This window comes from Pantoea cypripedii (assembly GCF_002095535.1).
Lineage (GTDB): Bacteria > Pseudomonadota > Gammaproteobacteria > Enterobacterales > Enterobacteriaceae > Pantoea > Pantoea cypripedii.
Genome location: NZ_MLJI01000001.1, coordinates 1,891,959 through 1,904,318 on the forward strand (window position 1 = coordinate 1,891,959; position 12,360 = coordinate 1,904,318).

Here is a 12,360-nt window from a genome sequence, read left to right on the forward strand (position 1 = left end):
ATCTTTAGCTGGCTGCCTGGCACGATCTGATCATATCCAGTTTTGGCTGATACTCGTTGGTCTGGATGTTGAACATGCCGAGCAGAGTATGGAACAGATTGTCCTGTGACACCGGCTGATCGGCGGCCTGCTGACGTAAACACCCCTGATTAATATGGTATGTGGCGGCGTAGTCTGGCGACATCCACATCAGCAGCGGTATATGGGTTTGCTGCGAGGGAGCAAACATATAGGGCGCGCCGTGCAGATACATACCATGCTCACCCAGCGATTCGCCGTGGTCAGAAAGGTAAACCATCGCCACATTGAAGCGATCGCTCAACCCTTTGAGTTTATCAATGGTACGACTCAGCATATCGTCGGTGTACAGCAGCGAATTATCATAGGTATTCACCAGCGCCTGGTGATCACAATCCTGAATCTGGTTGCTGTCACAGGTTGGGGTAAAGCGACGGAATTCGGCCGGATAACGCTGATAATAAGCCGGACCGTGACTACCCATCTGATGCAGCACGATAATGCCGTCGTTATGCAGGCTGCCGATGTAGTTGTCCAGATTGTGCAGCAGGACATCATCAAGACAAAAACCGTCATGGCAATATTGCGGCAGGTTCCACAGGGTCATATCGGTATGCGGGACACGATCGCAGGCACCTTTGCAGCCACCGTCATTTTCGCGCCACAGTACGCTTACCCCGGCATGGGCCAGCACATCGAGCAGACCTTCCTGATGGTGGGCCAGATTGGCATCGTATTGCTCACGCGGCATATTCGAGAACATGCAGGGTACGGAAACGGCGGTTTCGGTGCCGCAGGAGCTGGTTTGCGGATAGTAGATCACCTGCTGCTGTTTCAGCTGCGGATTGGTTTCACGCGCATAGCCGCCGAGGGAAAAGTCTTCAGCACGACCGGTTTCGCCCACCACCAGTACCACCAGCGTTTTTTTCTGTTCGGCGGCGATTAACGGGCCTTTATGGGCATCTTCGCCAATCTTCACCAGTTGCTGACTACCCTGTAACCAACGTTGATCGACATAATGGCCAGTACCGCTGACGATATTGGCTGGGGTGATCATTTTTACCAGCCCTTTGTTGTTGCGGACCAGTGAGGCGTAATCTTTATAAAACAGCACCGCCATCAGCAGGATTATCAACAACGCACCGAGGGCACCGGCCAGGCGCTGCAACAGGCTCCACCACCAGCGTTGTCCTGAGCGGATACGTACGCTGGTGATAAACGCCGCAGGCAGAATCCCCATCAGCAGCATCCAAATGACCCATGTACGGCTGATCAGCGCACCGGCTTCCTGGGCATTCGACTCAAACACGTTTTCAATCATGTTGGTATCGATAACCGTACCGAAGCTGTGCATAAAGTAGTTGGCAGCGGCGCTGGTCAGCACCAGCAGGATCAATAGCGGTTTACGGATAAATGGCCAGGCGAGCAGGGTAAAAATAAAGTAGAACGCCGCGATCAGGACCACGGGAATACTGGCGGCGAACAGATAATCGTGCAGCCGTGTGTAAGGAATAATTTGCCATGCGCGCAGCAAAAACAGGCCATTTAGCACAACACCAAAGAAAAACGCGGCGCTGAAATTAAACCAGCCAGAGTGACACTGTAACTTATTCGGGAATTTCATGAAAACTCATCAATGGAACAGAATCGCGCCAGAGTAGAGACAAAATATGAGGAAAACCTTAACCAAACTTAAACGCCCCCTGGGTCCACAGGGACAGATTAGTAAGTAACGGTAACCCGCTGGCTGGCGGAAAATTGATTGTGCAGAATACGTGCAATTGGCGTTTACTCTGCGCACAATGTCACTAAGCTGTTATCAATATGCTGCAATTTGCCTGTACCGGAGTGGATGTGGCCGAGCAACTTGAGTTTTTTCCTGTCCCCAGTCCCTGCCGGGGGATTTGCCAGAGCGATGCTCGTGGCTATTGTCGTGGCTGCCTGCGCAGTCGCGAGGAACGTTTTGACTGGATGAAATACAGTGATGCGCAAAAACGCCATGTGCTGCGTTTATGCCGTCAGCGCTGGTTACGCCTGCAACGCAGCCAAAAGCCCGAAGAACCTGACGAACCTCAACAACCCTCACTGTTCTGACCGTTGCTGTGCGTGACTTTCCGTTATACTGCCGATTCATCCATTCGGATTTGCGTTTAACGGAGAGCCACGATGTTACAACCGCAACAAATTGCCCCGCAGGGACCGAAATTTTCACCGCTGATCATGGGTTACTGGCGTCTGATGGAATGGGGCATGACGCCACAGCAGTGCGTGGAGTTTATCGAGCATCATCTGGCGCTGGGCATCACCACGGTTGACCATGCGGATATTTATGGTGACTACCAATGCGAGGCCGCGTTCGGCGCAGCACTGAAACTGGCGCCGGGTTTACGTGAAAAGCTGCAAATCGTCACCAAATGCGGCATCGCGACGCGCGCTAAACCGGAACACCACATCGGTCACTACATCACCGATGCCCGCCATATTTTGCAGAGTGCAGAAAATTCGCTGCGCCATTTTGGCACTGACTATCTCGACCTGCTGTTGATTCATCGGCCTGACCCACTGATGGATGCCGATGAGGTCGCAGAGGCGTTCCTCTCATTGCATCAGAGTGGAAAAGTGCGTCATTTCGGGGTCTCCAATTTCACCCCGACGCAATTCACCCTGCTGCAATCCCGTCTGCCTTTTACCCTGGCGACCAACCAACTGGAAATTTCTCCGCTGGAACAATCGGCGCTACTGGATGGCACGCTGGATCAGTGCCAGCAATTGCGTATGCGCCCAATGGCCTGGTCCTGCCTCGGCGGTGGGCGTTTATTCAACGACCCGCATTACCAGCCGCTGCGTGACGAACTGAACCAGGTGAAACAGGAAATCGGTGCCAGCAATATTGAACAGGTGGTGTATGCCTGGGTGATGAAACTGCCCAGCCGGCCGTTACCGATCATCGGTTCCGGTAAAGCAGCACGCGTCAGCGATGCGGTGGCGGGCAGCCAGTTGACGCTGGATCGCCAGCAGTGGTTCCGCATTCGTAAGGCCGCATTGGGCTACGATGTGCCCTGAAGCGTAAAAATGCGTCAAAATGCAGCAGCTCCGGAAAAAAGCAGCCAGGCTTACAGGGAACTAACCATAAGGAGATGTTATGAATAGAACCCTGATTGCTGTTCTGGCGCTGCTCTGTACCGGCGTTGCCCAGGCTGCTAGCGAAGAAGTGGAGCTGCACAAGGTGACGGAACAAGGTATTGGCGCGGCGATAGGTAAAGTGACCATCACCGAAACCCCCTACGGGCTGCAATTTACTCCCGCCCTGAGTGGCTTGCCTGCGGGCATCCATGGCTTCCATGTCCATGCCAACGGCAGCTGTGAACCTGGCGAATCGGCCGGGAAAAAGGTGGCGGCGGGTGCGGCGGGGGGGCATTTTGATCCCGGAAAAACTGGCAAACATCTGGGACCCTATGCCGAAGGCCACCTGGGTGATCTGCCTGCGTTATATGTCGGCGATGACGGTAAAGCGAATTATCCGGTGCTGGCCCCGCGTATCAAATCCCTTGATGAAATCAAAGGGAAAGCCCTAATGGTACATGTGGGCGGTGACAATCATGCTGATCACCCGCAACCGCTGGGTGGCGGCGGTGCCCGCTTTGCCTGTGGTGTGATTTAACCGGGGGCGGCGACCTGCTGCCGCCCCGATTTGCGTAACCAGACATTTCTCAGATATTTTTGCACTGTTCCCGCTGATTTTTCCCGCCTATGATACGTGGCAGGGAATAAAACCGCTCAGGGGCAGGAATGAAAACGTGTGGGATCATGTTGTTATGTGCGTTGCTGGTAGGATGTGATCAACCGAATGATACGCAATTACGCCTGGACGCCAGTCGGCAGCTGCAAAGAACGATCGATGTCAATCCACTACGCGCCAGCTGTGAGCACATTGCGCGCGGGCGCGAATGGCTGACGCAACGAACGCTGGAGAAGCTGGAAGCAAAAGGCTGTCAGAATGTGCTGCGCAGCGCGACCGAGACCAACTTCATCCATGCTGAAGTTTATCGTCACACCATGACGGTGGTGTGCGGTGCTATCGATGGGAAAAGTTTTACCGGCACCGATCTGCCGCGTCGTTTTATCTATTCCCCGGAGGAGAAAGCACTGGTGCTGGAACCGATGTCCGAGCAGGATAAAACCCGCTTTGAAGGGCGGAAAACCCTGCAACAGTTGCAGGATGATTTCAATCGGCAGCAGCAACAATATTGTCAGTAGGCACGGCCTGTTTCAGTTGCGCCAGCGAACAGCGTAAACGCCAGAGAATGCCGGCAAGGGTATTGGCTTCGCTGTCTTGCGTGACCGGGAGATGGGCAATCATTTCCTCCAGTTCATCCAGCGTTGCCTGCAAAGAGATGTGGCGCACACCCCGCAGGCTCATGATTCGCTGTAAATCCTGCAAACTGCAGTCACGCATCTGGGCCAGGGTGGGAGAGCTGGGCTGCCACTCACGCAGTTGCCAGACAATATGCGAACAGTTGAGCAGCACCACGCCCCAACGCAGCAGCCATACGCGCGCCTGTTCATCGCGGCTGTTACTTAACTGGCTGATATGATGATAAATCTGCGATTCAAAGCGGCTCTCGCTTAAACGGGGGTGGCGGCGCAGTTGATCGAGGAAGGCATGGCGCAACGCACGAATATGACGCCGACTGCGGCGCGCATCCGAGCTGGGGCGCAGCACCTGAAACGCCAGCCAGGCCAGCATCACACCACAAACTTTTGCCAGGTTATCGTTGAGAAAACTCTGGTAATCCCAATCCGGCGGGTTACTGACGGCAATAAACGATCCCATAAAGACAATAAATTGCCCCCACATCCCGGCGCGTGTTTTCTGCTGCAATTTGAACAGCTGCAATGTCAGCAACAGCGGGAACAGCACCAGCAAAAACTGCCACAGCGCGCTGATTTGCACCATCAAGCCAAACTGCAACACAAAGCTGAACACGGACAGCCACAGCAACGTTTTCAGCAACAGGGAGATGCTGCCGGTGGGTGAGGGAGCTGAAGAATACAGTACACAGGCGATGGCGGTGAGGGTCAGCGCTGCTGCGCCGGAATCCCATTGGGTCGCGATCCAGTACGCACAACCCAGCATAATCACGCTGAAAGTGCGTAACGCGCTCCAGCCCGCTTCTGCATTGTCACTTTCCCGTGCCAGTGAGGGAACACGCGGTGGCTGAAAGCGCGTATCGGCATCGGCGCGTTCGATCAGTCTGATCCAGCGCTGCACGTTAAGGTAAACCCAGGCAAAGTAGCGCAGGCGCTGCACAAAGGCGCGCTGCCGATAATCGCCCTCTGCGGCGGGGGTGATGCTGCGCAGAATCAATGCCAGCCGGTATTTATCACATTCCGGTTGGGCCAGTTCGTGCAGCAATTTCTGCATAGCGTCAAATAAGGGTTGCGGCGCATCCGGCCAGTTCAGCAACATCCGGCGCAGGCTGGAAAGCACGCTGGTTAAACGCAGCTGCTGATGTAGCACGTAGTTGAGCACGTTATTTTGCCGACGAAAACGGTAGTGGCTCCAGAAGGCCTGAATGCGCAGCAGGTTCATGGTCAGAATCTGGCTGATGACATTCTCATGGGCAGTGCGGACATTATCGGTACTGCCTTGCTGCAACAGCAGCACCGCATGGTCCAGCAACCGGGCATGCATTTGCCGCAGCGATCCCATCAATGCGTGACCATCAGAGGTGCTGGGCAGCACCATCATCATCAGCCCGGCACACAAAATCCCGGAAATGACCTCGCAGACGCGTGCCTGGGTAATGGTCCATAAGTCGCTGATGTCAGTGATATTAACGCTGCTGAACGCGATGATCGCGGCAGTATAACCGGCCAGCGAGAAGGCATAGGCCACATTGTTTTGAAAGTGATTGGCAATCCAGGTACATAACGCCAGCCAGCTGGCCATAAAAAAGGCAAATAACCAGGGTTCATTCAGCGTATGTCCGGCAATCAGCAGGGCAGCGGTGGCACCGAGCAGACTGCCGACGATACGGCCCAGGCTTTTGCTGATCGCGCCGCCCACGGTGGGAAAGCTGACGACCGCTGCTGACGTCATTGCCCAGTAGGGTTGATCCAGTTGCAGTGCATAGGCGACGGAGAGCGCCAGACACATCGCAATGGCGTTGCGCAAGGCATAACGCCATTGGCCGCCTGAGGCTTTAATCCACGGCAGATTTTGCCACGCCAGCCACTGAAAATTCATCCGCAGCCTCAGCGCACAATCGAAATGGTGCAGGTGGTGCCCGCCACCAGCGGGACATCATCCGGGATGGCATCCAGTTGAATACGCACCGGAACACGCTGCGCCAGCCGTACCCAGGGGACGTTCGGTTTGATATCCGGCACCAGACCGCTGTCGCTATCGACACTCTGGTCATAAATGGCACGGCCAATGCTTTCAACTTTGCCCTGCAAACGCTGACCGTTGCTGTACAGCACGATATTCGCGGTGGCACCTGGCTGGATATGGCGCAGCTTGGTCTCTTCGAAATACCCCATCACGTAAAAAGAGTGGCTATCGACCAGCGCAAACAGCGGCGTACCGGCGGTGGCATAGTTGCCGGGGCGCAGCGTGAGATTGCTGACCCAGCCATCAGTCGGCGCGCTGATTTCGGTTTGCTGCAAATTCCAGCGCGCCTGATCCAGCGTGGCCTGGGCAGCTTTGGTGGTGGCGGCGGCAGCGTTGGCCGTCAGACGGGCGGCGTCGAGATCCTCTGCGGAAATCACGTTACGCGGCAGGTTGCTGCGCCGGGCTAGCTCATGTTGGGCCTTTTCCTGGTCCGACTGCGCTTTCGCCAGCTGGGCTTCGGCATTCTCCAGTGCGATTTGCCATGGCACTGGATCGATCGTCAGCAGGGTTTGTCCTTTATGCACAAACTGATTGTCGCGTACCGCAAGCGTAATGATGCGGCCAGAGACCTGCGGGGTGATATCCACCAGTTCAGCACGTACTTTGCCATCCCGCGTCCAGGGTGATTGCATGTAGTAGTTCCACATCCACCAGCCCGCCAGTAGTGCCAGGGTAAACACCACCAAAGTAGAAAAGTATTTAAAGGGATTGAATTTCATGGCGATTTATCCGAGGCTCAATAACCAAAGTGCGGCGGTGACGCACAGAACAAACAGGGAAAGATCCATTAAAGTGGGATGCCAGATATCACCGGAGTACATCCAGCCACGTAGCAACGGATGGATGAGTAGCCAGAAAAAGAAACCCAGCAGCACCGCTTTGAATAGCGGTGGGAAGAACAAAGAGGCACCAAATACCAGGTCGGTAAGCGGGGCGTTAGCGGTAATGAGGAAAACAGACACGTATCATCTTCCTTAGTTAACCCAGAATCATTCTCAATGAAGCGTAGATGAGTGCGTGTGTCAGCTGGCCTGGGATTTGTATTTTGTCCTGTAAACTCGCAGAATAGTGTAAAATCTGGCTTGATAGCTAGCAAGCTAATTATAAGGAGATGAAATGGATACGACACTCGGAACGGATTTATCTCGCCTGGTGCGCATCTGGCGTGCCTTGATTGACCAGCGTCTCAAGCCGCTTGAGTTAACGCAAACGCATTGGGTGACGTTACACAATATTCATCAACTCCCGCCAGAGCAGTCGCAGATTCAGTTGGCGAAAGCCATTGGTATTGAGCAACCTTCGCTGGTGCGCACGCTCGATCAGCTGGAAGAGAAGGGGTTGATTACCCGTGCTACCTGCGCAAACGATCGCCGTGCCAAGCGCATCAAACTGACGCGGCAGGCCGAGCCGATTATCGAGCAGGTCGAAAGTGTGATCGATGCCACCCGCGACGATATTCTCAACGGTATCAGCCTGGAGGAGGTGAATCAGATGGTGACGCTGATTGCCCGGCTGGAGAGAAATATTCTCGAATTACAAAATCGCGAGAAATAAAAAAACCGACGCGCAGGCGTCGGTTTTTTGTTTCTGGTCGCTTAGCGCGGCGATACGGTAACCTGGCTGCCGTTCGACGCCATGACAACACGCTGGCCGACAGAGAAGCGGGTTGCTGCCTGCTTCTGCACCACCATGATGGTGTTACCGTCATCCTTACGGATTTCCAGCTCTACACCGTCACTTTTGTTCAGAGTACTCTGTACGCCCTGACCCGCAACGCCACCCAGCACGGCACCGCCTGCGGTTGCCAGTGAACGGCCGCTGCCGCCACCGATGGTATTACCCAGGAACCCACCTAATACAGCGCCACCAATGGCGCCAATCACGTTGTTCTCATCACCGCCCTGAATCTTAACCGGACGGACCGACACCAGGGTGCCGTAGGAAACGCTTTGTACCTGTTTGGCTTCATTGGCACTGTAAACATCGCCGGAGAGGGTGTCATTGCTGACACAACCTGCCAGCGTTAAGCCAGTCAGTGAGACGACCAGGAAACGCTTAATCATCAGAAAGCTCCTTATTGCAAAAATGCGCCATGATCTCATTCTGTCCTGCACAGAGTATAAGACACAAACCAGGCAATTGACTTTAGTCCGAATTATACGCGGTTGGAGGCGAAGCATAGACCATTGCATCTCAACAAAAATTCAATTGGACAACGAAAATATTTTACCCTGGATTACGCATCGCTTTGTGCTTAAAAAGCGGAATTTAATCATAGAATTAGCCACCGTAATTTGCCAGGCTACTCTGAGATGAATCATTTGCCCGCGGGCGAGTAAGGAAAGTATATGAAATCAGGGCGCTATATTGGTGTGATGTCCGGCACCAGTCTTGACGGTGTCGATGTGGTACTGGCGGCGATTGATGAGCATATGGTGGCGCAGCAGGCGAGCTACTGCCATCCGATCCCCCAGGATTTGCGTCAGCAGGTGCTGGCGATTTGTCAGGGGCAATCGCTGACGCTCTCGCAACTGGGGCAGCTGGATACCCGTCTTGGTAAGCTGTTTGCCGAGGCGGTATTAACGCTGATGCGCCAGCAGTCAATGGAGGCCAGCGATATTATGGCGATTGGCTGTCATGGGCAAACGGTGTGGCATGAACCCTTAAGCGATGCGCCTAACACCTTACAGATTGGTGATAATAACCAGATTGTCGCCGCGACCGGTGTCACGGTGGTGGGCGACTTCCGCCGCCGTGATATGGCGCTCGGGGGGCAGGGCGCGCCGCTGGTGCCTGCCTTCCATCAGGCATTATTGATGGACAGCGTAGAACGGCGCATGGTGCTGAATATTGGTGGCATCGCCAACCTCTCGCTGCTGCTCCCTGGCCAGCCGGTACGCGGTTTTGACACCGGACCGGGCAATATGCTGATTGATGCGTGGATCTGGCGTAACAAAGGTCAGGGTTACGATAAAGATGCCGCCTGGGCGCGCAGCGGGCAAGTAGTGCCTGCATTGCTGGATCAAATGCTGGCCGATCCCTGGTTTGCCTTACCGCCACCGAAAAGCACCGGGCGTGAATATTTCAACCTGAGCTGGATTGAACAACAATTGCAGCGTTTCCCGGCGCTGGCAGCGCAGGATGTGCAGGCCACCCTGACGGAACTGACGGCACAGACCATTGCGCAACAGGTACAACTGAATGATGGCTGTGACCGCCTGCTGGTATGTGGCGGCGGCAGTCGCAATCCGCTGCTGATGGCACGTCTGGCCGCGCTGTTGCCGGGTACCGAAGTGAATACCACCGACCAGGCCGGTATCAGCGGCGATGATATGGAAGCGCTGGCCTTTGCCTGGCTGGCCTTCCGCACCCTGTCGGGATTACCGGGCAATTTACCGGCTGTGACCGGTGCGCGCGCGATGAGCGTGCTGGGTGCTATCTACCCGGCCAATCCCCGGCAGACACGTTAAGGAGTGAGGATGAAAAAAGCGATTATCATCGGTGGCGTCCTGCTGCTGAGTGGTTGTGGTTTAATGCCCAAACAGGCCGAGCAACCGCAAACCCTGCATTACCAGTGCGGAACCTTGCCATTGACCGTCACGCTGGATAACCCGCGCCAGCAGGTCAGCTTTATTCTGGATGGCAAACCCCTGACGCTGACGCAGACAGTTTCTGCCTCCGGCGCGCGCTACAGTGACGGCACTTATGTCTTCTGGTCGAAAGGTAATGGTGCTTTTGTCGAGCGTAACGATAAGATTGTGATTAATGACTGCGAATTGCAGAATGCGGGCAGTTCCGCCCAGTGATCGATTGAGAAAGAGTACATAGCATGAGCGACAGTGACAGTTTGCAAACTATTGCCCACCTGCGTCGTGAATACACACGCGGTGGCTTACGGCGTAAAGATTTGCCAGATAACCCTCTGGCGCTGTTTGAACAATGGCTGCAACAGGCCTGCACCGCGCAGTTGCCCGATCCGACAGCCATGACGGTGGCGACGGTGGACAGCAGCGGTCAGCCTTACCAGCGCATCGTGCTGCTCAAGCACTACGATGAGAAAGGCATGGTGTTTTACACCAACCTCGGCAGCCGCAAAGCGTTACAGCTGGCGGAGAATCCGCGTATCTCGTTGCATTTTCCGTGGCATTACCTGGAACGTCAGGTGATGGTGCTGGGGGAAGTGGAAAAACTCTCGGCGCTGGAAGTGCTGAAATATTTCCATAGCCGCCCGCGTGACAGCCAGATTGGTGCCTGGGTATCGAAGCAGTCGAGCCGGATTTCGGCGCGTGGCGTGCTGGAAGGCAAATTCCTTGAACTGAAGCAGAAATTCCAGCAGGGTGAGGTGCCGTTGCCGAGTTTCTGGGGCGGATTCCGGGTGAAATTTCACACCATGGAATTCTGGCAGGGCGGCGAACATCGTCTGCACGATCGCTTCCTGTATCAGCGTCAGGACAATGGCTGGTCAATCGACCGTCTTGCCCCGTAAAACTGCGTTTTAGCCCCTTTCAACGCTGGCGCACTTGGCGTCAGCGCTTTATGCTATAGCCCTCATTTTTTTTCACTTCCGCAAATCAGCGGAAAGCTGTGTACCAGCCAAGGTGCAGTCTGATCAATTTGGAGTCAGTGATGACCAGCAGTAACCTGATACAACAATTGCAAGAGAGGGGCTTAATTGCCCAGGTAACGGACGAGGAAGCGTTAGCAGAGCGACTGGCGCAGGGGCCAATTGCACTCTATTGCGGCTTTGATCCCACCGCTGATAGCTTGCACTTGGGCCATCTGGTGCCGCTGCTCTGCCTGAAACGTTTTCAGGACGCCGGACACAAGCCGGTCGCGCTGGTGGGTGGTGCCACCGGTCTGATTGGCGATCCCAGCTTTAAAGCAGCAGAACGTAAACTGAACACCAGCGAAACCGTGGGCGAGTGGGTGGAGAAAATCCGCAAACAGGTAGCGCCTTTCCTGAGTTTCGATTGTGGTGATAACAGCGCCATCGCCGCCAACAACTATGACTGGTTTGGTGGCATGAACGTGCTGACCTTCCTGCGTGATATCGGTAAACATTTCTCCGTTAACCAGATGATCAACAAAGAAGCGGTCAAACAGCGTCTGAACCGTGAAGATCAGGGTATCTCCTACACCGAGTTCTCTTACAACCTGTTGCAGGGTTATGATTTTGCCGAGCTGAACAAACGCTACGGCGTGGTGTTGCAGATTGGCGGTTCCGATCAGTGGGGCAACATCACCTCCGGTATCGACCTGACCCGCCGCCTGCATCAGCAGCAGACCTGGGGTCTGACCGTGCCGTTGATCACCAAATCTGACGGCACCAAATTCGGTAAAACCGAAGGCGGCGCGGTATGGCTCGACGAGAAAAAAACCAGCCCGTATAAGTTCTACCAGTTCTGGATCAACACCGCCGATGCGGATGTCTATCGCTTCCTGAAATTCTTCACCTTTATGAGCATTGAAGAGATCAATGCGCTGGAAGAAGAAGATAAAAACAGCGGCACCGCGCCACGAGCCCAATATGTGCTGGCCGAGCAGGTGACCCGTCTGGTGCACGGTGAGACTGGTCTGGCGGCGGCAAAACGTATTACCGAAAGCCTGTTTTCTGGCAGCCTGAGCGAGATGACGGAAGCCGATTTCGAACAGCTGGCGCAGGATGGCATGCCGACCATCAGCCTGAACGCGGAAGACGATCTGCAACAGGCGCTGGTGAAAGCCGAACTGGTGCCGTCACGCGGTCAGGCTCGTACCATGATCGGTTCAAACGCGGTATCACTGAACGGTGAAAAACAATCTGACGCTGAGTATCGTTTCAGCGTCAGTGACAAACTGTTCGGGCGCTTTACGCTGTTGCGTCGCGGCAAAAAACACTACTGCCTGATTAACTGGCAGTAAGCACTTCAGGGCCGGTCTCCGGCCCTTTTTTATGGCAAGGCAGT

Annotated in this window: 14 protein-coding genes; 9 read left to right on the top strand and 5 right to left on the bottom strand. The window is 54.8% G+C overall.

What is annotated here, in order from left to right; genetic code table 11:
* Positions 1-4: 4 nt before the first annotated feature.
* A complete protein-coding gene (gene eptA, locus HA50_RS08835; protein ID WP_084874077.1) occupies positions 5-1,642 on the bottom strand; it encodes a phosphoethanolamine transferase EptA in 1,638 nt (545 codons plus the stop codon).
* Positions 1,643-1,872: 230 nt separating this feature from the next.
* Between eptA and HA50_RS08840 the strand changes: the two genes are divergently transcribed.
* From HA50_RS08840 to HA50_RS08855, 4 genes are all read left to right on the top strand, one after another.
* Positions 1,873-2,112 carry a DUF1289 domain-containing protein gene (locus HA50_RS08840; RefSeq protein ID WP_084878433.1) on the top strand — a complete coding sequence of 80 codons (240 nt, stop codon included), beginning with the start codon at positions 1,873-1,875 and terminating at the stop codon, positions 2,110-2,112.
* Positions 2,113-2,184: 72 nt separating this feature from the next.
* Complete coding sequence (locus tag HA50_RS08845; protein WP_084874078.1) at positions 2,185-3,081, top strand: aldo/keto reductase; 897 nt, start codon at positions 2,185-2,187, stop codon at positions 3,079-3,081.
* 79 nt (positions 3,082-3,160) lie between these two features.
* Positions 3,161-3,679, top strand: a complete 519-nt coding sequence (sodC, locus tag HA50_RS08850) for a superoxide dismutase family protein (RefSeq protein WP_084874079.1) — start codon at positions 3,161-3,163, stop codon at positions 3,677-3,679.
* 128 nt (positions 3,680-3,807) lie between these two features.
* Positions 3,808-4,275, top strand: a complete 468-nt coding sequence (locus HA50_RS08855) for a hypothetical protein (RefSeq protein WP_084874080.1) — start codon at positions 3,808-3,810, stop codon at positions 4,273-4,275.
* On the opposite strand, the gene HA50_RS08860 is transcribed toward HA50_RS08855, so the two are convergent.
* From HA50_RS08860 to HA50_RS08870, 3 genes are read right to left on the bottom strand one after another with little or no spacing between them, the layout of a single operon-like run.
* Positions 4,244-6,268 (bottom strand): FUSC family protein, encoded by a 2,025-nt coding sequence (locus HA50_RS08860; RefSeq protein ID WP_084874081.1) that lies wholly within the window; start codon positions 6,266-6,268, stop codon positions 4,244-4,246. The genes HA50_RS08855 and HA50_RS08860 overlap by 32 nt on opposite strands.
* Before the next feature lie 8 nt (positions 6,269-6,276).
* Positions 6,277-7,134, bottom strand: a complete 858-nt coding sequence (locus HA50_RS08865) for an efflux RND transporter periplasmic adaptor subunit (RefSeq protein ID WP_084874082.1) — start codon at positions 7,132-7,134, stop codon at positions 6,277-6,279.
* A gap of 6 nt (positions 7,135-7,140) precedes the next feature.
* Complete coding sequence (locus HA50_RS08870) at positions 7,141-7,377, bottom strand: DUF1656 domain-containing protein (RefSeq protein WP_084874336.1); 237 nt, start codon at positions 7,375-7,377, stop codon at positions 7,141-7,143.
* Between the two features lie 154 nt (positions 7,378-7,531).
* Here HA50_RS08870 and slyA point away from each other — a divergent pair, with 154 nt between their 5' ends.
* Positions 7,532-7,969 (top strand): transcriptional regulator SlyA, encoded by a 438-nt coding sequence (gene slyA / locus HA50_RS08875; RefSeq protein WP_084874338.1) that lies wholly within the window; start codon positions 7,532-7,534, stop codon positions 7,967-7,969.
* Between the two features lie 41 nt (positions 7,970-8,010).
* On the opposite strand, the gene slyB is transcribed toward slyA, so the two are convergent.
* Positions 8,011-8,478, bottom strand: coding sequence for an outer membrane lipoprotein SlyB (gene slyB / locus HA50_RS08880; RefSeq protein ID WP_084874340.1), 468 nt, complete (start codon positions 8,476-8,478; stop codon positions 8,011-8,013).
* Between the two features lie 285 nt (positions 8,479-8,763).
* Between slyB and anmK the strand changes: the two genes are divergently transcribed.
* The 4 genes from anmK to tyrS all read left to right on the top strand — a co-directional run bounded on the left by anmK (position 8,764) and on the right by tyrS (position 12,316).
* Entirely contained in the window at positions 8,764-9,885 is a 1,122-nt protein-coding gene (gene anmK / locus HA50_RS08885; protein WP_084874344.1) for an anhydro-N-acetylmuramic acid kinase, read from the top strand.
* Between the two features lie 9 nt (positions 9,886-9,894).
* Positions 9,895-10,221 (top strand): MliC family protein, encoded by a 327-nt coding sequence (locus HA50_RS08890; RefSeq protein ID WP_084874346.1) that lies wholly within the window; start codon positions 9,895-9,897, stop codon positions 10,219-10,221.
* 23 nt (positions 10,222-10,244) lie between these two features.
* Complete coding sequence (pdxH, locus tag HA50_RS08895; protein WP_084874349.1) at positions 10,245-10,901, top strand: pyridoxamine 5'-phosphate oxidase; 657 nt, start codon at positions 10,245-10,247, stop codon at positions 10,899-10,901.
* 140 nt (positions 10,902-11,041) lie between these two features.
* Positions 11,042-12,316: a tyrosine--tRNA ligase gene (gene tyrS, locus HA50_RS08900; protein ID WP_084874352.1), complete on the top strand. Its 1,275-nt coding sequence runs from the start codon at positions 11,042-11,044 to the stop codon at positions 12,314-12,316.
* Positions 12,317-12,360: the final 44 nt, after the last annotated feature.

Excerpts from the sequence above, each read along its gene's own strand:
- eptA (WP_084874077.1), bottom strand. The coding sequence starts at position 1,642 with ATGAAATTCCCGAATAAGTTACAGTGTCACTCTGGCTGGTTTAATTTC.
- HA50_RS08845 (WP_084874078.1), top strand. The coding sequence starts at position 2,185 with ATGTTACAACCGCAACAAATTGCCCCGCAGGGACCGAAATTTTCACCG.
- sodC (WP_084874079.1), top strand. The coding sequence starts at position 3,161 with ATGAATAGAACCCTGATTGCTGTTCTGGCGCTGCTCTGTACCGGCGTT.
- HA50_RS08855 (WP_084874080.1), top strand. The coding sequence starts at position 3,808 with ATGAAAACGTGTGGGATCATGTTGTTATGTGCGTTGCTGGTAGGATGT.
- HA50_RS08860 (WP_084874081.1), bottom strand. The coding sequence starts at position 6,268 with ATGAATTTTCAGTGGCTGGCGTGGCAAAATCTGCCGTGGATTAAAGCC.
- HA50_RS08865 (WP_084874082.1), bottom strand. The coding sequence starts at position 7,134 with ATGAAATTCAATCCCTTTAAATACTTTTCTACTTTGGTGGTGTTTACC.
- slyA (WP_084874338.1), top strand. The coding sequence starts at position 7,532 with ATGGATACGACACTCGGAACGGATTTATCTCGCCTGGTGCGCATCTGG.
- slyB (WP_084874340.1), bottom strand. The coding sequence starts at position 8,478 with ATGATTAAGCGTTTCCTGGTCGTCTCACTGACTGGCTTAACGCTGGCA.
- anmK (WP_084874344.1), top strand. The coding sequence starts at position 8,764 with ATGAAATCAGGGCGCTATATTGGTGTGATGTCCGGCACCAGTCTTGAC.
- HA50_RS08890 (WP_084874346.1), top strand. The coding sequence starts at position 9,895 with ATGAAAAAAGCGATTATCATCGGTGGCGTCCTGCTGCTGAGTGGTTGT.
- pdxH (WP_084874349.1), top strand. The coding sequence starts at position 10,245 with ATGAGCGACAGTGACAGTTTGCAAACTATTGCCCACCTGCGTCGTGAA.
- tyrS (WP_084874352.1), top strand. The coding sequence starts at position 11,042 with ATGACCAGCAGTAACCTGATACAACAATTGCAAGAGAGGGGCTTAATT.